Genomic DNA, 17,197 nt, shown 5'->3' with positions numbered 1-17,197 from the left:
CAGTGTCATTCACAGATGGTTTGACTGATGCACCGCATTCGCGAGCAAGCCCGCTCCCACATAAAGCAAAAGCAGACCTTGGTTTTCATCATTACCTCCCGCTCAGGAGACCATCATCATGGAATGGCTATCGGAATTTGGAGCCATCGCGGCGATGCAGGGGTTCAACGGCTTGTCCGTGTTCTGCGTGCTGTTGCTGATGGCATTGGGGCTGGCGATCATCTTCGGGCAGATGGGCGTGATCAACATGGCCCACGGCGAGTTCCTGACCATCGGCGCCTACACCACCTACGTGTGCTCCAGCCTCACCGCGCACTTTGCGCCAAGCTTCCAACCCTATTACTTCTTCTTCGCCATCGGCCTGTCATTCCTGGTGGCCGGGGCCATCGGCTGGCTGGTGGAATGGGCGATGATCAGCCGCTTGTACAAGCGCCCGCTGGACACCTTGCTCGCCACCTGGGGCCTGTCGCTGGTGATGCAGCAAACCTTCCGCTCGGTGTTCGGCGCCCGCGAAGTCAGCGCCGAACCACCGGCCTGGCTGATGGGCTCGGTGAATTTCACCGATGCCATCGAGATTCCGCGCAATGGCCTGTTCATGATGGGCCTGACCCTGCTGCTGACCGGTGCGATCTTCATCATGCTCTACCGCTCGCGCTGGGGCCTGCAGGTGCGCGCCACGGTGCAGAACCGCCTGATGAGCCGCGCGGTGGGCATCAACACGCGCAAGGTCGACCGCATGACCTTCGCCCTCGGTTGTGGCGTCGCCGGTGTGGCGGGCGCGGCGTTCACCACCATCGGCTCCACCGGGCCCACGGCGGGTTCGCAGTACATCGTCGACACCTTCCTGGTGGTGGTGTTCGGCGGCGCGCAAAGCCTGTTCGGCACCATCGCCTCGGCGTTCGTGATCGCCCAGACCCAATCGCTGTCGGAGTTTTTCCTCAGTGGCTCGATGGCCAAGGTACTCACCCTGTCCTCGGTGATTCTGATCCTGATGCTGCGCCCGCAAGGGTTGTTCTCCATCAAAGTGCGCAAGTAGAGGCGAGCAGATGAAGGCTTTAGACAAGCTGCTGGGCGGCCAGCAAAACCTGATCGGCATCGTGCTGCTGGCGCTGTTGATCCTTGTGGTATTTCCGCTGACCCTCGACGCGTTCCGGCTGAACATGGTCGGCAAATACCTGACCTACGCGTTCGTCGCCGTGGGCCTGGTGCTGTGCTGGGGCTATGGCGGCATTCTCAGCCTGGGGCAGGGCGTGTTCTTCGGCGTCGGCGGCTACTGCATGGCGATGTTCCTCAAGCTGGAAGCCTCGGACCCCGAGAGCACCAAGATCCAGTCCACCCCGGGCATCCCGGACTTCATGGACTGGAACCAGATCACCGAACTGCCCTGGCTGTGGCAGCCGTTCCACAGTTTCAGCTTTACCCTGGTGGCGGTGATCGCGGTGCCGGTGCTGCTCGCGTTCATCATCGGGATGGCGCTGTTCAAGCGACGCGTGGGCGATGTGTACTTCTCCATCGTGACCCAGGCGATTGCGCTGATCCTCACCGTGTTGATCGTCGGCCAGCAAGGCCTGACCGGTGGCGTCAACGGCATCACCGACCTCAAGACGCTGCTCGGCTGGGACCTGCGCACCGACAGCGCAAAGCTGATCCTGTACTTCATCAACGCCGGCTTGCTGTTCGGCTGCATCTTCATTGGCCGTTTCATCCTCGCGTCCAAGCTCGGCCGGCTGCTGATGGCGATGCGCGACAAGGAAGAACGCGTGCGGTTTTCCGGGTACGACGTGGCCAGCTTCAAGATCTTCGTATTCTGCGTAGCCGCCGCGTTCTCGGCGATCGGCGGGGCGATGTTTGCCTTGCAGGTGGGCTTCATGTCGCCGTCGTTCGTGGGCATCGTGCCGTCGATCGAGATGGTGATTTTCGCCGCGGTGGGCGGGCGCATGTCGCTGCTCGGCGCGGTGTATGGCGCGCTGCTGGTGAACTACGGCAAGACCTACTTTTCCGAGTCTTTCCCCGAGTTGTGGCTGTACCTGATGGGCGGGCTGTTTATCGCCGTGGTCATGTACTTCCCCAACGGCCTGGCCGGCCTGTGGGACAGCCATGGGCGCCAGGCGCTGGCCAAAGTGCTGCGGCGCAAACCCGTAGCGGCGACTCCGGCGAGCCCGTCGGTTAAATCCAAGGCTAAAAGCAAGATCCTGGAGACTCAGCCATGACCGCCGTCGGCTTTGAAATGAAAAAACCGGTGCTGGCCATCGAAGGCCTCACCGTGTCCTTCGACGGCTTCAAGGCGGTCGACAACCTCAACCTGTACATCGACCGCAACGAAGTGCGCGTGGTGATCGGCCCCAACGGCGCCGGCAAGACCACGGTGCTCGACCTGATCTGCGGCAAGACCCGCGCCACCAGCGGCAGCATCCAGTTCGACGGGCAGGAACTGACCAAGATGCGCGAGTACAACATTGTGCGCGCCGGCGTCGGGCGCAAGTTCCAGAACCCGTCGATCTACGAGAACCTCACGGTGTTCGAGAACCTCGAGATGTCCTACCCGGCCGGGCGCAAGGTGTGGGGCGCGTTGTTCTTCAAGCGCAACGCCCAGGTGATCGCGCGGGTGGAAGAAGTCGCGCGGGAGATCTTCCTCGGTGACCTGCTGCAGCAACAGGCCGACCTGCTGTCCCACGGACAGAAGCAGTGGCTGGAAATCGGCATGCTGCTGATGCAGGACCCCGAGTTGCTGATGCTCGATGAGCCGGTGGCCGGGATGAGTGTCAACGAACGCGCGCAGACCGCCGAGCTGCTCAATCGCATCAGCCAGGGCCGATCGGTGCTGGTGATCGAGCACGACATGGAATTCGTCAAGAGCATCGCCCACAAGGTCACCGTGCTGCACCAGGGCAAGGTGCTGGCCGAGGGCAGCATGGAGTCGGTGCAAAGCAACCCTAAAGTCATCGAAGTGTATTTGGGCCATTGAGGAAGCGGGCATGTTCAAGATCGACCAGTTGTCCTGCGGCTACGGGCAGAGCCAGATCCTCCACGACCTGGACCTGAACGTGGCCAAGCGTGAGATCGTCGCGGTGATGGGCCGCAATGGCATGGGCAAGACCACCTTGTTCAAGAGCCTGATGGGCATCCTGCCGCAGTGGAAAGGCGAGGTCAGCGTGGATGGGCACAATGTGTCGGCGCTGGAAACCCATGAACGGGTGGAACGCGGCATCGCTTATGTGCCGCAGGGGCGCATGATTTTCCCGAGCATGACGGTGCTGGAGAACATCCAGACCGGCCTGCCGGCGTCGGCACGCGGCAAGGTGCCGGAGGATCTGTATGCGCTGTTCCCGGTGCTCTACGACATGCAGTCGCGCAAGGGCGGCAACCTGTCCGGTGGCCAGCAACAGCAGCTGGCGATTGCCCGCGCGCTGGCGACCAATCCCAAGGTGCTGCTGCTGGATGAACCGACCGAGGGCATCCAGCCGTCGATCATCAAGGACATCGCGCGCACGCTGAAGGAGATTCGCAACCTGCGCGACCTGACCATAGTGGTGTCGGAGCAAGTGCTGTCGTTTACCCTGGAGATCGCCGACCGTTTCCTGGTGATCGAGAAGGGCCGGTTTGTGATTGAGGAGACGCGGGATAGGGTGGATGAGGCGACCATCAGCCGGTATTTGTCGGTGTGAACTGCGGCTGCAAAAGTGATCGTTGGGTTGCGAGGAAGCGTGTTTGTTCCAGGCGTTTTCCTACAGCCATGCCAGGTTTTATCGGCGTGCTGCTCGGGCCGTATGCTGAGCCTCTCCAAGTCCTTTTCCGGTGCTGAGTTGTCTGTTTGCCTCGGGTCTTTGGAACTGGCGTGTTGTCAGTGGCCACAGAGTGGGACGTTAATCCGTCGAGCAGCTTTATTGGATTGGCATCTATCGACTCCATGACCTGAGGTGTAACTATGGACCTGTGTTATCCCCAACAACCCCACTGTCGGGCGGTTTCCGGCATGGGCTTAATGTCAGTCCCCCCTGATGGTGGAATGAGGGGTTCTTATAACCCTTATGCGAATGCTCCGTGGTCCGGTATCGCGCAGAAATTTTCAGATAACTTTAATTATTTCACCGCAGGTAGATCGGGTTTTGTCACGATAGATTCACTCAGTGAAAAGGCCAATCGTGCCCCGATGAGAAATCCTTGGGACAATGATATGACCCAGTTGGCTAAAGTGATTCTCGGCATTCCAGAAATAGCAACGTTATTCGATTCAGTTAATCATGGCGGCCAGGAAGATGGGTATATCAGTCAAGGCGACGTATCTGTTGCTATTGATGTTCTTGAGGCGCAGGAGGCACTGTCCATGCCGCCGGTGCGCGGGGGCCAATATAACGGCGCCATGCAACAACACAGGGTCAACCAGCAATTTCCCTCGCAATATTCCGGACCCGCGCCGCGTTATGAAGATCCAGGCTTCTCGTCGCAGCGACCTAGCTACCAGCGCGCGCCGGGTTACGGGATGCCGGATGATAAAAGCAACTCGTATAGCGACCTTAATAAGGAAGACTTCAGCAACCGAGTACTCACCCGCTTCAGTTCCCTGGAAGACCCGGGCAAACCGGGCTATATCACCGACAGGTCGCTGAATGCAGTGGCTGCAGGTCACCGCCTGGACGGTACCCCGGCGACTGAGGATGAGATGAATATTGCCAAGGCATTGCTGGATAATGGCAGCTGGTTTAGAGAATATGATGAAGGTAAAACCGGCGAACTGGATGGCAGTTTTACTCGGCAGGACCTGGCAAATGCCTCCAATCGATTCGAAAACATGAGTAACTCAGAGCTGCTTGAAACGATTAAAAAGCACTTTGTCGAGTACGGTGATGGTGATAACTATGTCAACTTCAAGGAACTGAAACAAGCCGCTGGGTTAGTGCCTTCGAATAAAACCTACACCCCAGCAGCGCGCCAGGCAGCGACTGAGTTTCTGCAGCGCAAAGAGCTTCTGGAAGACACCGATATCGGCGTGGATGACAAAGGTAATCCTGGGTACAAGGACCAGCGATTCGATTTGGACAACCTGAAGCACATGATCAAGAAAGAGCGGGACGACGAGCGCCCCCGTTGACCTGCGCAGGGTGCCGCCGATCACGTCGGTGGCACCTCGCGTCCTTCAGGCGTCGCCGCCCGCTAAGGTGTCGGGCGGATCATGGCCTCCGGCCGTACGTGCTGGGCGTATGCCTCGGCACTGATCAACCCCAACCGGACCGCCGCTTCCTTCGGTGTCAGCCCCTCGTCCGCAGCCTTGCGGGTGATCTGCGCCACACGGTCATAGCCCAGCACCGGGTTGAGTGCCGTGGCCAACAACAGCGAATGCTCGACGTTGTGCGCGAGTTGCGCGCGATTGACCTCCAGGCCACTGAGCAACCTGTGGCTGAACAGGCTGACGGCGTCCGTCAGCACCTCGATCGATTGCAGCAGATTGTGGATCAGCACCGGCTTGGCCACATTCAACTCGAACGTGCTCGACGCGCCCGCCAGGGTGATGGTGGTGTGATTGCCCATGACCTGCATGGCCGCCTGCACCAGCACTTCAGCAATGGTCGGGTTGCGTTTGCCGGGCATGATCGAGGAGGTCAGGCCATCGTCCGGCACGATCAATTCCCCCAGGCCGCAACGCGGACCCGAGCCGAGCAGGCGAATATCGTTGGCGATCTTGGTCAGTGACACGGCCAGCACGTTCAGCGCGCCGGAGGCTTCCACCAACGCATCGTGAGTGCCCATGCCTTCGAATTTGCACGGGTTGGTTGCAAAGGCGACGCCGGTGAGCTGACTGATTTCTTCGCAGAACGCCACATCGAATCCCACTGGCGTATTCAAGCCGGTGCCCACCGCCGTGCCGCCCTGGGGCAACAGGCACAGGCGCGGCATGCAACCTTCGAGGCGTGCAATGCCGTGCTGGATCTGCTGGGCAAACGCCCCAAATGCCTGGCCTTGGCTCATCGGCACGGCATCCATGAGGTGCGTGCGGCCAATTTTCAGCACGTCCTGCCAGGCGTCGGCCTTGGCTTTCAGTTCGTTGTGCAGCTGGCCCAGCGCGGGCAGCAGGCGCCCGCGCAGTTCCAGCACGGTGGTCAGGTGCATCACCGTCGGAAAGCTGTCGTTGGACGACTGCGAGCGGTTCACGTGGTCGTTGGGGTGCACCGGTGACTTGCTGCCCAGTTCACCTCCCAGCATCAGGTTGGCGCGGTTGGCGATCACCTCGTTGGCGTTCATGTTGGTCTGGGTGCCGGAGCCGGTCTGCCAGATCGACAGCGGGAAGTGCTGGTCGAAAGCGCCGTCGGCCAAGGCCTCGGCCGCCTGTTCGATGGCGTCCGCCAGGGCCGGGGCCAGTGTGCCGAGCCGCGCATTGGCGCGGGCACAGGCGCGCTTTTGCTGGCCGAAGGCGCGGATCAGGCTGGCGGGAAACGGCTGCTTGCTGCCGAAGACCTGCAGGGCCCGCTGGGTTTGTGCGCCCCACAGGCGGTCGGCCGGGATTTCGACGGGGCCGAACGCATCGTGTTCGATTCGTGTACTGGACATCCCTTTGCTCCGTTAAAGCGCCGCGCCGGCGGGGCGGCCGAGGACGCGTTGATATTCATCCTGGGCGGTCTGTTGGGAAAACTCGCCGGACCATTTCGACACCACCACCGTGGCCACGCTGTTGCCGATGGTGTTGCAGGTGGCGATGGCCATGGACATGAAGCGGTACACCCCGAACAACAGCGCCAGGCCTTCGGCCGGCAGCACGCCGATGGCCGTGACGGTGGCGGCGAACACCACGAAGCTGCCACCCGACACTGCCGCCGCGCCCTTGGAGGTCACCAGCATGATCGCGATGATGCCCAGCTGTTGTTCCCAGCTCAGCGGCACGCCGTAGGCGTTGGCGATAAACAGCACGCACAGCGACATGTAGATCGAGGTGCCGTCGAGGTTGAACGCATAGCCGGTGGGCAGCACCAGGCCGACGCTCTGTTTGGAGCAGCCGAACTTCTCGAGCTTCTGCAGCAGGCGTGGCAGCGCGCTTTCCGACGATGCGGTACCGAGCACGATGAAGATTTCATCCTTGATATACGTGAGGAAGCGCCACAGGCTGAAGCCGCTCAGGCGGCACACCGCGCCGAGTACCACAAAGATGAAGAACGCGATGCCGACGTAGAACATCAACACCAGGTTGGCCAGGGACATCAGCACCGCCGTGCCGTTGCTGCCGACCGCATAGGCCACCGAGCCGAAGGCGCCGAGCGGCGCGAACTTCATGATCAGGTTGATGAACTCGAAGAAGCACTCCGAGATGCGGTTCAGGCCATCTTCGATGACTTCGCGGCGCTCGGGCTTGAGGGCCAGCAGGGCGAAGCCGAACAACACCGAGATCACCAGCACCTGCAACAGCTGGCCGCCGGCGAAGGCGCCGACGAAATTGTCGGGGAAAATGCCGTAGATAAAGTCCATGGTCGAGGCCGGTGCGTGCCCCTTGGCCACCGCGGCGGTGGTGGCGGCAGCGGCAGCGGCGCTCGGGTGGGCGTCATGCATGCCGGAGCCGATCTGCAGCAGGTTGCCCCACAGCAGGCCGATGGCCAGGGCGATGGTCGACACCACTTCGAAGTAGATCAATGCACGCAGGCCAACTTTGCCGACGCGCTTGATATCGCCGGCCGAGGCAATGCCGTGGACCACGGTGAAAAACACCAGCGGCGCGACGGCGGTCTTGATCAGCTTGAGGAAGATATCGCCAAGGATCTTGAAACTGGCAGCCAGTTCCGGGGCGAGAAAGCCGAAGGCGATCCCCAGGAACATCGCGGCGACGACCTGGAAGGTCAGGTCCTTGTAGAGCGGTTTTTTTGCGGGGGTGGATGACATGTCTGTGATCTCATTGTTGTTATGGTTCGGCGACGTAAAGCGCAGGTAACCCCCTGCGGGAGCCGGCAAGCCGGCCCCTGCAAGGTCAGCGTTTTACCGCACCCTGGCGCGCGAGCGCGATATCGACCATCTGCGGCGCCAGCCCCAGGTAATTGGCCGGGTCGGTCAGGCGTTGCAGTTCGGCGAGGTCCAGTTGCGCAGTGGCTTCACCCTGGGCGAGCAGGGCGTCGAGCAGGCTGGTGCCCTGGTCGTTGGCCATGCGGCAGGCGGCGTAGACCACGTCGTGGGCCACCTGGCGGCCGAGCGCCGGGGCGAGTCCCATCATCACGGCTTCGGCGACGATCAGGCCCTGGGTCATGTCGAGGTTCTTGCGCATGCGCTCGGGGCGCACTTCCAGGCCGGCGAGCATGAAGGTTGCCTGCCCCAGGGACGCGGCGCTGAGGGCAAAGGCTTCCGGAATAGCGATCCATTCGGCCTGCCACGGGCCGGTGGAGCGTTCGAAATCCTGGATCATCGCATCGAGCATCAGCCCGGCGTGTTGGCGCACACCCTTGGCGGCGGCGTACATCAGTTCGCAGGAAATCGGGTTGCGCTTCTGCGGCATGGTACTGCTGGCGCCACGGCCCTTGACGAAGGGCTCGTACACCTCACCCAGTTCGCTGGTCATCATCATCATGATGTCGAGGGCGATCTTGCCCAGGGAACCGGTGACCAGGCCAAGGAAGTTCAGGGTTTCTGCCAGGCCATCGCGGGCCACGTGCCAGGTGGCTTGCGGCACGCCCAGGCCGAGTTCGGCCATCAACGCTGCCTGCACATCCAGGCCTTTGTCGCCGAGGGAGGCGAGGGTACCGGCAGCCCCGGCGAACTGGCCGATTTCGACGCGTGGGCGCAGTTCCACCAGGCGCTCGGCGTGGCGGTCGAACATGCTCAGCCAGACCGCGCATTTGTAGCCGAAGGTGATCGGCAGCGCGTGCTGCAAGTGGGTACGGCCGGCCATCGGCGTGTCGCGGTAGCGCTGCGCGAGGCCGGCGAGCAGGCCGCGTACCGCCTGGATGTCACGCTCGACGATGGCCAGCGCAGCGCGCACCTGCAGGACCACGGCAGTGTCCATGATGTCCTGGGTGGTGGCGCCCCAATGCACGTAGCGGCCGGCTTCGCCGCAGATCTTCGAGAGTTGCTCCACCAGCGGCAGGATCGGGTACCCGACGATCTCGGTCTCGTGCTGCATCAGCGCCAGGTCCAGCGCCTGGTACTGCGACAGCGCGGCGATCTGCTCGGCCGCCTCGGCAGGGATCACCCCGCAACGCGCCTCGGCGCGGGCCAGGGCCACTTCCACTTCGATGTAACGCTCGATCAGCGCTTTATCGGAAAACACACCGCGCATTTCGGCGGTGCCGAACATGTCACGGAACAGGGCGGAATCAAAAACGGTACTCGACATGGTAAAACCCTATTTGTTATTTTTAAACCATACATATTTAATATGTCCGTACATTATGATTGCGCCTGGACTGATACACTGTCAACTCGACAGCGAGGGTAAGAATGGAAAGCGTGAGCCAGAGGCGTTATGCGGCAGTTGCCAAGGACTTGATCGAGCAGATCGGCAGTGGTCATTACCCGGTAGGGTCGTTGTTGCCGACTGAATTCGAGCTGTGCTCGCTGTACGCGGTCAGCCGCCACACGGTGCGCGCGGCCATCGACCAGTTGCAGGGGCAGGGCATGGTCTCGCGCCGCAAGCGTGTGGGCACGCGGGTCGAAGCCGCCTCGCCGCAGGGCGGCTATTCCCAGGCAATGGCCTCGGTGGCCGACCTGGTGCAGGTGGCCGAGACGCATATCCGCGATATCCAGGGCGTGCGGGAGTTTGTCGCCGATATCGCCCTGGCCCGGCGCCTGGGGCTGGAACCGGGCGGGCATTATTTCTGCGTGTCGAGCATCAAGGTCGATGCCAGCGCCGGCAATGCGCCGTTGTGCTGGACCGATGTGTACGCCGAACAGGCGTTTGCCGAGGTGATCCCCGACGCGCGCAAGCACCCCGACGAACTCATTGCCGCGCTGATCGGCAAGGCCTTCTCGCGGCCTATCGAGGTGGTTGACCAACAGGTGCGCCCGGTGCAGTTGCCCGCCGAGCTGGCTGCCAGCCTCAAGGCGCAGGGCGGCGCGCTGGGGTTGAACATCATCCGCCAATACCGCGATGAAGCCGGGGCGCTGATTGCGGTGTCGGAAACGGTCTATCCCGCCGACCGTTTCACCCTGACCATGCAGATGAAACGCGACAAGCTCTGAGCCCATACGTCATCCAACGTATTTCCCGATTGGGCTGGCCCGATGAGACTGGATAGAACGCAATGTCATCCGTCCAGGAGCCAGCCCATGACCGAAACGCTGATCAAAGTCGACCTCAACCAACCCGTCACCGAGAACGAGCAGATCCACAACCGCTGGCACCCGGATATCCCGATGGCGTGCTGGGTGAAGCCGGGCGACGACTTCATCCTGGAAACCTACGACTGGACCGCCGGCGCCATCAAGAACAACGACGACGCCAGCGATGTGCGCGACGTCGACCTGTCCACCGTGCATTACCTCTCCGGCCCGGTGGGCGTGCACGGCGCCGAGCCGGGTGACCTGCTGGTGGTGGACCTGCTCGATATCGGCGCCAAGGCCGATTCCCAGTGGGGTTTCAACGGCTTTTTCTCGCGCCAGAACGGCGGCGGTTTCCTCACCGATCACTTCCCCAGCGCACAAAAAGCCATCTGGGATTTCAAGGGCATGTTCACCAGCTCGCGGCACATTCCGGGGGTGAATTTCGCCGGCCTGATCCACCCCGGCCTGATCGGCTGCCTGCCTGACCCGGTGATGCTCGCCGACTGGAACCGCCGCGAGCAGGAACTGATCGACACCAACCCGACCCGCGTGCCACCGCTGGCCAACGCACCGCTGGCCGCCACCGCCCATATGGGCAAGCTCAAGGGCCAGGCCCGTGACGATGCCGCCACCACCGGTGCTCGCACGGTGCCGCCGCGCGAACATGGTGGTAACTGCGATATCAAGGATCTGTCACGCGGCTCGAAGATCTTCTTCCCGGTCTACGTCAACGGCGCCGGGCTGTCGGTGGGGGACTTGCACTTCAGCCAGGGCGACGGCGAAATCACCTTCTGCGGCGCCATCGAAATGGCCGGCTGGGTGCACATGAAAGTCGAGCTGATCAAGGGCGGCATGGCCAAGTACGGCATCAAGAACCCGGTCTTCAAGCCGAGCCCGATCACGCCGAACTACAAGAACTACCTGATCTTCGAAGGCATCTCGGTCGACGAGCAGGGCCAGCAGCACTACCTGGACGTCAACGTCGCCTACCGCCAGGCGTGCCTGAATGCGATCAACTACCTGACCAAGTTCGGCTACTCGCCGGCCCAGGGCTATGCGCTGCTCGGTTCGGCGCCGGTGCAGGGACACATCAGCGGCGTGGTCGACATCCCGAATGCCTGCGCGACCCTGTGGTTGCCCACGGAGATCTTCGAGTTCGATATCAACCCAAACGCCAACGGCCCGACGCGCTTCCTCGACGGCAGCATCGACCTGCCCATCGCCCCGGACCTGTAGCCATGCCGACCTACGAATACGCCTGCGACACGTGCGGCACCTTCACCCAGCTGCGGCCGATCGCCCAGCGCCACGCGCCCAGCCAGTGCCCGTACTGTGCCGGGCCCGGCGGGCAGCTGTTGGTGTCGGCGCCGGCCCTGCAAACGCTGTCGGCCAACCAACGCAAGGCCATCGCCGGCAACGAACGCAGCGCCCACGCGCCGCAGACTGTCGGCGAATACCAGGAAAGTCGCCGGCACCCGGCGGGTTGCAGTTGCTGCGGCACCAGTAAGGCGGTGCTGCCGAGCAAGGCCAACCCGCTGGGCCTCAAGACCAAGACCGGCCCCCGGCCGTGGATGATCAGTCACTAGGAGAGTTGCAATGCGCCATGGCGACATTTCCAGCAGCCCGGACACCGTCGGTGTAGCGGTGGTGAACTACAAGATGCCGCGCCTGCACAGCAAGGCCGACGTCATCGACAACGCCAGGAAGATCGCCGACATCATTGTCGGCATGAAACAGGGCCTGCCGGGCATGGACCTGGTGGTGTTCCCGGAATACAGCACCATGGGCATCATGTACGACCACGACGAGATGATGGCTACCGCCGCAAGCATCCCCGGTGAGGAGACCGCGATTTTCTCGGCGGCGTGCCGCCAGGCCAACACCTGGGGCGTGTTCTCTCTGACCGGCGAGCGCCACGAGGAGCATCCGCACAAGGCGCCCTACAACACCCTCGTGCTGATCAATAATCTCGGCGAGATCGTGCAGCGCTATCGCAAGTGCATTCCCTGGTGCCCCATCGAGGGCTGGTATCCGGGCGATCGCACTTATGTGTGCGAAGGCCCCAAGGGCATGCAGATCAGCCTGATCATCTGCGACGACGGCAACTACCCGGAGATCTGGCGCGATTGTGCAATGAAGGGCGCGGAGTTGATCGTGCGTTGCCAGGGCTATATGTACCCGGCCAAGGAGCAACAGGTGCAGATGTCCAAGAGCATGGCCTGGGCCAACAACTGCTATGTGGCGGTGGCGAATGCGGCAGGGTTCGACGGGGTGTATTCGTACTTCGGCCACTCGGCGATCATCGGTTTCGACGGGCGCACCCTGGGCGAGTGCGGCGAGGAGGAGATGGGCATCCAGTACGCCCAGCTGTCGGTTTCGCAGATCCGCGATGCGCGGGCCAATGACCAGTCGCAGAACCACCTGTTCAAGCTGTTGCACCGCGGCTACACCGGCATGCACGCCTCGGGCGATGGCGACAAGGGCGTGGCCGACTGCCCGTTCGAGTTCTACCGCACCTGGGTGCTGGACGCGCAAAAAGCCCAGGAGAACGTGGAGAAAATCACCCGCGGCACGGTGGGTGTCGCCGAATGCCCGGTGGGGCAATTGCCCCATGGCGGTAAAGAGCAGACGCAGGGGTAGGGCATGCGTTTTACCTTCGAACCGGCCCAGGTCATGACGTTGCTGCGCAGCCGGATCGTCGGCCAGCAGGCGGCGCTGGCCCAGGTGGAAAGCTTGCTCAAGGTGGTCAAGGCCGACATCGGCGAGCGTGACCGGCCGCTCAGCGTCAACCTGTTCATGGGGCCGACCGGGGTCGGCAAGACCGAAATCGTGCGCCTGCTGGCCCAGGCGCTGCACGGGCGCGCCGACGGTTTTTGCCGCATCGACATGCACACCCTGGCCCAGGAGCATTACGCCGCCGCACTGACTGGCGCACCGCCGGGCTATGTGGGTAGCAAGGAAGGCATCAGCCTGTTCAACAGTGAATTGATTCAGGGCACCTACAGTCGACCCGGCATCGTGCTGTTCGACGAATTGGAAAAGGCCAGCCAGGAAGTCGTGCGCAGCCTGCTCGGCATTCTCGAAAACGGCCAGCTGACCCTGGCCGGCGGCACGCGCACCCTGGACTTTCGCAACAGCCTGATCTTCATGACCAGCAACATCGGCGCGCAACAGGCGCGCCGGCATCGCCAGCGCTTTGCCCAGGGCTGGCGGCGGGTGCTGCGGGTGTTTGCGCGTGGCGAGGCGGCGGTGCTCGAAGAGGCACTGCACGGGCATTTCGAGCCGGAGTTTCTCAATCGCATCGACCGCATCCTGGTGTTCGAGCCCATCGACGCCCAGTGGTTGGAGGCTTTGCTGGACGTGGAGTTGAACAAACTCAATCAACGCCTCGCGGCGCAGCAGCGCTCACTGAGCGTGGATGCACAGGCGCGGGCGTGGTTGTGTCGCGAGCATGATGTGCGTTTTGGCGCGCGGGCATTGGCGCGCAGGCTGCGTGTCGAATTGGAGCCGGCGATTGCCGAGTGTGTATTGCGCGGCGAAGCCCGGCACCTGCATGCGACGCTTCACCAGGGTTGCCTGGTGGTTGCGTGCAGCGGCGGATAAACCACGGGAAGCTGGGATCCAATTACGGTATAACCCTCGGACGCTTTCGCTCTTCGAGGCCCCGTTTTTCATGCAAAGCCCCATGCAACGCCCGCTGTGGCAGGTCTACCTGATCTTTCTGGCACCGATGGTGCTGTCCAACTTCCTGCAGAGTTTTTCCGGCACGCTCAATGGTATCTATGTCGGGCAAATGCTCGGCACCCAGGCGCTGGCGGCGGTGTCGGGGATGTTCCCCATCGTGTTCTTCTTCATTGCCCTGGTGATTGGCCTGGGGGCGGGCGCCTCCGTATTGATTGGCCAGGCCTGGGGCGCCCAGGAAACCGGCATGGTCAAGGCGATCACCGGTGCCACCCTGACGCTGGGCGCGTTGGTGGGGCTGGTCGCGGCGGTGCTGGGCAGCCTGTTCGCCCGCCCGGCGTTGCAAGCCTTGGGCACCCCGGTGGATGTGCTCGACGACGCGGTGGGCTACGCCCAGATGATGATGTTGATCATGCCGCTGTTGCTGGTGTTCATCCTGTACACCCAGCTGTTGCGCGGGGTCAGCGACACGATCTCGCCGTTGTTGGCGCTGATGGTCTCGACCCTGGTCGGCCTGCTGCTGACCCCGGCGCTGATTCGCGGCTGGATCGGCCTGCCGCCCCTCGGCATCCAGAGTGCGGTGTACGCCGGCCTGGTGGGCAACGCCGCGGCGATGCTGTTCCTGATCCTGCGCCTGCGGCATAAACATCACGTGATGGCGCCGGACCGTGAACTGCTGGCGGCCTTGCGCCTGGACCGCGCGATTTTGGCCAAGGTCCTGCGCATCGGCCTGCCTACCGGCCTGCAGATGGTGGTGTTATCGCTGTCGGAGTTGGTCATTCTTGCCCTGGTCAACAGCCATGGTTCGCAGGCGACGGCGGCCTATGGCGCGGTGACGCAAATCGTCAACTACGTGCAGTTCCCGGCGCTGTCGATTGCCATCACTGCCTCGATCCTCGGTGCCCAGGCGATTGGCGCCGGTCGCCTGGAGCGTATCGGGCCGATCTTGCGCACCGGGCTGCTGATCAACACCTGCCTCACCGGTGGCCTGATTGTGCTGGGTTACGTCCTGTCGCACTGGTTGCTCGGTTTGTTCATCACCGACGACGCGGCGCGGGCAAATGCCGAGCACCTGTTGCACATCATGTTGTGGAGCATCCTGGTATTCGGTTTCCAGGCGGTGATCGGCGGGATTATGCGCGCCAGCGGCGTGGTGCTGATGCCGGTGGTCATCTCGATTTTCTGCGTGCTGTGCGTCGAGTTGCCGATGGCCTACCTGCTCAACGCCCACTTCGGGCTGGAAGGCGTGTGGATGGCGTTTCCGGTGACCTACCTGGCGATGTTGGGCTTGCAGACCGCGTATTACCGGTTGGTGTGGCGGCACAAGCAGATCAAGCGGCTGGTCTAGCGCGGTTTATTGCTTCAAGCCGCGCAACAGCAGTTCCAGGCTCTGCAGGCCTTCTTCGAGGCGCTCGCCCGGGTGTGCATCCCGGGCGATCCACAGCGCGGTGTTGACCAGGCTGCCATTGATCAACTGCGCCAGCGCGGCGCTCGGTGCCTGCGGGATCACACCGCTGTGCATCAAGGCGTCGAGCCGTTGACGCAGGGATTCCACACAGTGCTGCTGGGAGCCGGTGTCACCCAATACGGCCGGCGCATCCTGCAGTACGATGCGCTGGATCTCCGCGTCCTGGGCCATGCGCAAATACGCGCGGCAGCGTTCGCAAAAGCCCGACCAGGGGTCCGAAGCTTCGTCACTGAGGCGCTGCAAGTGGGCGTCCATCTCGCTGTCGAGCTGGGCAACGACCGCCGCCAACAGGCCCTTTTTATCGCCAAAGTGGTGATACAACGCCCCGCGCGTCAGGCCCGCGCGGGCGGTAAAGTCGTCCATCGAGGTATTCGCGTAGCCTTGGGTGGCGAAGGCAAGGCGCGCGCTGGCGATCAGCCGGGCGCGGGTGTCTTCGATTATTTCAGCACGGGCTCGGCTCATGGATTGGGCTCGCAATCGGCAAGTGAAGGATTGACGTACGCTGCGTATGTTACGCATGCTTTGTCACATACGCACCGTATGTATTTTGCCTTGATCATTGCAGATAGCAAGTTGCAGGGCATTCAGGAAGAGGTAGAGCAGGATGGCAAACCCCTACGCCGAGTTGTTCCAGGTCCCCGGCGCCCGGGCTTTTGTACTCGCGGGCATGTTGGCGCGCATGCCGGTGTCAATGGCGGGCATCGGCCTGATCACCATGCTCTCGCAGGTGCACGGCGGCTACGGCCTGGCCGGCTCGGTGGCGGCGATATTTGCCCTGGCGACGGCGTTTTGCGCGCCGCAGGTGTCGCGCCTGGTCGACCGCTACAGCCAGGGTCGGGTGCTGCCGGTCGCCGCGTTGATCGGTGGCGGGGCGTTGCTGCTGTTGTTGCTGTGCACCCGCTTGCAGGCGCCGAACTGGACGCTGTTCGTGTGCGCGGCCCTGGCCGGCTGCATGCCGAATATGTCGGCGATGGTGCGGGCACGCTGGACCGAGTTGTACCGCGGCCAGCCCCAGTTGCAAACCGCGTTTGCCCTGGAGTCGGTGCTTGACGAGGTGTGCTTTATCATCGGCCCGCCGATTTCGGTGGGCCTCAGTGTGGTGCTGTTCCCGGAAGCCGGGCCGTTGGTCGCGGCGCTCTTGCTGGCCGTAGGCGTTACCACGTTCGTGCTGCAGCGCGAGACCGAACCGCCGGTACACGAACACCACGATCATCACGGCCGCTGGCTGATCGCGTCGCCTTCGGTATTGATCCTGATGATCCTGCTGCTGGCCATGGGCGTGATTGTCGGCGTGGTCGATGTGGTCAGCGTGGCCTTCGCCCAACAGCAGGGCCAGCCGGCGGCGGCGAGTATCGTGCTGTCGGTGTATGCCATCGGCTCATGCCTGGCCGGGCTGGCGTTCGGTACCCTCAAGCTCAAGGCGCCGTTGCCCCGCCAGTTCCTGTACTGCGGCGTAGCCACGGCGCTGACCACCTTGCCGTTGCTGCTGGTGACCAACATCCCCGGCCTTGCCGTGGCAATCTTCATCTCCGGTCTGTTCTTCGCCCCGACGCTGATTGTGTCCATGGCGCTGGTAGAACAAATCGTCCCCCCCAGCCGCCTCACCGAAGGCATGACCTGGCTGATCACCGGCCTGAGCATCGGCGTGGCCATCGGCGCCGCCAGCTCCGGCTGGATGATCGACCACTCCGGCGCGGCCAGTGGGTTCTGGGTGGCACTGGCGGCGGGGGCGGTGGTGCTGGGCTCAGCGGTGTTGGGGTTTCGGCGGCTAGACGTTCACGCAATTCGATAAGACGTGGATAACGGCCCGCATCAATCAAT

General features: G+C 62.7%; 16 protein-coding genes. 12 read left to right on the top strand and 4 right to left on the bottom strand.

The window, feature by feature from the left end; translation table 11 throughout:
* Positions 1 to 118: 118 nt before the first annotated feature.
* The 5 genes from urtB to QMX97_RS20955 all read left to right on the top strand — a co-directional run bounded on the left by urtB (position 119) and on the right by QMX97_RS20955 (position 5,089).
* On the top strand, positions 119 to 1,036 hold the full coding sequence (gene urtB, locus QMX97_RS20975; protein ID WP_065906044.1) for an urea ABC transporter permease subunit UrtB: 918 nt from the start codon (positions 119 to 121) through the stop codon (positions 1,034 to 1,036).
* A 10-nt stretch (positions 1,037 to 1,046) separates the two neighbouring features.
* A complete protein-coding gene (urtC, locus tag QMX97_RS20970) occupies positions 1,047 to 2,210 on the top strand; it encodes an urea ABC transporter permease subunit UrtC (RefSeq protein ID WP_065906047.1) in 1,164 nt (387 codons plus the stop codon).
* Positions 2,207 to 2,965 (top strand): urea ABC transporter ATP-binding protein UrtD, encoded by a 759-nt coding sequence (gene urtD, locus QMX97_RS20965; protein ID WP_025855702.1) that lies wholly within the window; start codon positions 2,207 to 2,209, stop codon positions 2,963 to 2,965. Before urtC ends, urtD begins: the two co-directional genes overlap by 4 nt.
* 10 nt (positions 2,966 to 2,975) lie before the next feature.
* On the top strand, positions 2,976 to 3,665 hold the full coding sequence (gene urtE, locus QMX97_RS20960; RefSeq protein WP_282397531.1) for an urea ABC transporter ATP-binding subunit UrtE: 690 nt from the start codon (positions 2,976 to 2,978) through the stop codon (positions 3,663 to 3,665).
* 341 nt (positions 3,666 to 4,006) lie between these two features.
* On the top strand, positions 4,007 to 5,089 hold the full coding sequence (locus QMX97_RS20955; protein ID WP_282397530.1) for a hypothetical protein: 1,083 nt from the start codon (positions 4,007 to 4,009) through the stop codon (positions 5,087 to 5,089).
* Positions 5,090 to 5,151: 62 nt separating this feature from the next.
* On the opposite strand, the gene QMX97_RS20950 is transcribed toward QMX97_RS20955, so the two are convergent.
* From QMX97_RS20950 to QMX97_RS20940, 3 genes are all read right to left on the bottom strand, one after another.
* Positions 5,152 to 6,543 carry a class II fumarate hydratase gene (locus tag QMX97_RS20950; protein WP_065906051.1) on the bottom strand — a complete coding sequence of 464 codons (1,392 nt, stop codon included), beginning with the start codon at positions 6,541 to 6,543 and terminating at the stop codon, positions 5,152 to 5,154.
* A gap of 12 nt (positions 6,544 to 6,555) precedes the next feature.
* Positions 6,556 to 7,860, bottom strand: coding sequence for a cation:dicarboxylase symporter family transporter (locus tag QMX97_RS20945; RefSeq protein ID WP_065906053.1), 1,305 nt, complete (start codon positions 7,858 to 7,860; stop codon positions 6,556 to 6,558).
* An 85-nt stretch (positions 7,861 to 7,945) separates the two neighbouring features.
* On the bottom strand, positions 7,946 to 9,301 hold the full coding sequence (locus QMX97_RS20940; RefSeq protein ID WP_065906055.1) for an adenylosuccinate lyase family protein: 1,356 nt from the start codon (positions 9,299 to 9,301) through the stop codon (positions 7,946 to 7,948).
* A gap of 113 nt (positions 9,302 to 9,414) precedes the next feature.
* Here QMX97_RS20940 and QMX97_RS20935 point away from each other — a divergent pair, with 113 nt between their 5' ends.
* The 6 genes from QMX97_RS20935 (at position 9,415) to QMX97_RS20910 (ending at position 15,256) form a co-directional block, all read left to right on the top strand.
* Positions 9,415 to 10,146 (top strand): GntR family transcriptional regulator, encoded by a 732-nt coding sequence (locus QMX97_RS20935; RefSeq protein WP_177343952.1) that lies wholly within the window; start codon positions 9,415 to 9,417, stop codon positions 10,144 to 10,146.
* Positions 10,147 to 10,233: 87 nt separating this feature from the next.
* On the top strand, positions 10,234 to 11,463 hold the full coding sequence (fmdA, locus tag QMX97_RS20930; protein ID WP_282397529.1) for a formamidase: 1,230 nt from the start codon (positions 10,234 to 10,236) through the stop codon (positions 11,461 to 11,463).
* 2 nt (positions 11,464 to 11,465) lie between these two features.
* Complete coding sequence (locus QMX97_RS20925; RefSeq protein WP_065906060.1) at positions 11,466 to 11,813, top strand: zinc ribbon domain-containing protein; 348 nt, start codon at positions 11,466 to 11,468, stop codon at positions 11,811 to 11,813.
* 10 nt (positions 11,814 to 11,823) lie between these two features.
* Entirely contained in the window at positions 11,824 to 12,867 is a 1,044-nt protein-coding gene (locus QMX97_RS20920; RefSeq protein ID WP_282397528.1) for an aliphatic amidase, read from the top strand.
* A gap of 3 nt (positions 12,868 to 12,870) precedes the next feature.
* Positions 12,871 to 13,830: an AAA family ATPase gene (locus QMX97_RS20915; protein ID WP_106804307.1), complete on the top strand. Its 960-nt coding sequence runs from the start codon at positions 12,871 to 12,873 to the stop codon at positions 13,828 to 13,830.
* A 70-nt stretch (positions 13,831 to 13,900) separates the two neighbouring features.
* A complete protein-coding gene (locus QMX97_RS20910; protein ID WP_282397527.1) occupies positions 13,901 to 15,256 on the top strand; it encodes an MATE family efflux transporter in 1,356 nt (451 codons plus the stop codon).
* Between the two features lie 6 nt (positions 15,257 to 15,262).
* Here the strand turns inward: QMX97_RS20910 and QMX97_RS20905 are convergent, their stop codons facing one another.
* Positions 15,263 to 15,838 carry a TetR/AcrR family transcriptional regulator gene (locus QMX97_RS20905; RefSeq protein ID WP_282397526.1) on the bottom strand — a complete coding sequence of 192 codons (576 nt, stop codon included), beginning with the start codon at positions 15,836 to 15,838 and terminating at the stop codon, positions 15,263 to 15,265.
* A 142-nt stretch (positions 15,839 to 15,980) separates the two neighbouring features.
* On the opposite strand from QMX97_RS20905, the gene QMX97_RS20900 reads away from it, so the two are divergent.
* Positions 15,981 to 17,168 carry an MFS transporter gene (locus QMX97_RS20900; RefSeq protein WP_282397525.1) on the top strand — a complete coding sequence of 396 codons (1,188 nt, stop codon included), beginning with the start codon at positions 15,981 to 15,983 and terminating at the stop codon, positions 17,166 to 17,168.
* The last annotated feature ends 29 nt before the right edge of the window (positions 17,169 to 17,197 follow it).

The sequence above is a fragment of the Pseudomonas sp. PS01298 genome, from assembly GCF_029959745.1.
Classification (GTDB): Bacteria; Pseudomonadota; Gammaproteobacteria; order Pseudomonadales; family Pseudomonadaceae; genus Aquipseudomonas; species Aquipseudomonas aylmerensis.
Note: the sequence above shows the minus strand (reverse complement) of the source record. Positions and strands in the feature narration are given on the sequence as shown.

What these genes read in the sequence shown, in the direction of transcription:
- QMX97_RS20915 (WP_106804307.1), top strand. Translation starts at nt 12,871, where the DNA reads ATGCGTTTTACCTTCGAACCGGCCCAGGTCATGACGTTGCTGCGCAGC.
- fmdA (WP_282397529.1), top strand. Translation starts at nt 10,234, where the DNA reads ATGACCGAAACGCTGATCAAAGTCGACCTCAACCAACCCGTCACCGAG.
- QMX97_RS20905 (WP_282397526.1), bottom strand. Translation starts at nt 15,838, where the DNA reads ATGAGCCGAGCCCGTGCTGAAATAATCGAAGACACCCGCGCCCGGCTG.
- urtD (WP_025855702.1), top strand. Translation starts at nt 2,207, where the DNA reads ATGACCGCCGTCGGCTTTGAAATGAAAAAACCGGTGCTGGCCATCGAA.
- urtC (WP_065906047.1), top strand. Translation starts at nt 1,047, where the DNA reads ATGAAGGCTTTAGACAAGCTGCTGGGCGGCCAGCAAAACCTGATCGGC.
- QMX97_RS20910 (WP_282397527.1), top strand. Translation starts at nt 13,901, where the DNA reads ATGCAAAGCCCCATGCAACGCCCGCTGTGGCAGGTCTACCTGATCTTT.
- urtE (WP_282397531.1), top strand. Translation starts at nt 2,976, where the DNA reads ATGTTCAAGATCGACCAGTTGTCCTGCGGCTACGGGCAGAGCCAGATC.
- QMX97_RS20900 (WP_282397525.1), top strand. Translation starts at nt 15,981, where the DNA reads ATGGCAAACCCCTACGCCGAGTTGTTCCAGGTCCCCGGCGCCCGGGCT.
- QMX97_RS20955 (WP_282397530.1), top strand. Translation starts at nt 4,007, where the DNA reads ATGAGGGGTTCTTATAACCCTTATGCGAATGCTCCGTGGTCCGGTATC.
- QMX97_RS20945 (WP_065906053.1), bottom strand. Translation starts at nt 7,860, where the DNA reads ATGTCATCCACCCCCGCAAAAAAACCGCTCTACAAGGACCTGACCTTC.
- QMX97_RS20925 (WP_065906060.1), top strand. Translation starts at nt 11,466, where the DNA reads ATGCCGACCTACGAATACGCCTGCGACACGTGCGGCACCTTCACCCAG.
- QMX97_RS20920 (WP_282397528.1), top strand. Translation starts at nt 11,824, where the DNA reads ATGCGCCATGGCGACATTTCCAGCAGCCCGGACACCGTCGGTGTAGCG.
- QMX97_RS20940 (WP_065906055.1), bottom strand. Translation starts at nt 9,301, where the DNA reads ATGTCGAGTACCGTTTTTGATTCCGCCCTGTTCCGTGACATGTTCGGC.
- QMX97_RS20950 (WP_065906051.1), bottom strand. Translation starts at nt 6,543, where the DNA reads ATGTCCAGTACACGAATCGAACACGATGCGTTCGGCCCCGTCGAAATC.
- urtB (WP_065906044.1), top strand. Translation starts at nt 119, where the DNA reads ATGGAATGGCTATCGGAATTTGGAGCCATCGCGGCGATGCAGGGGTTC.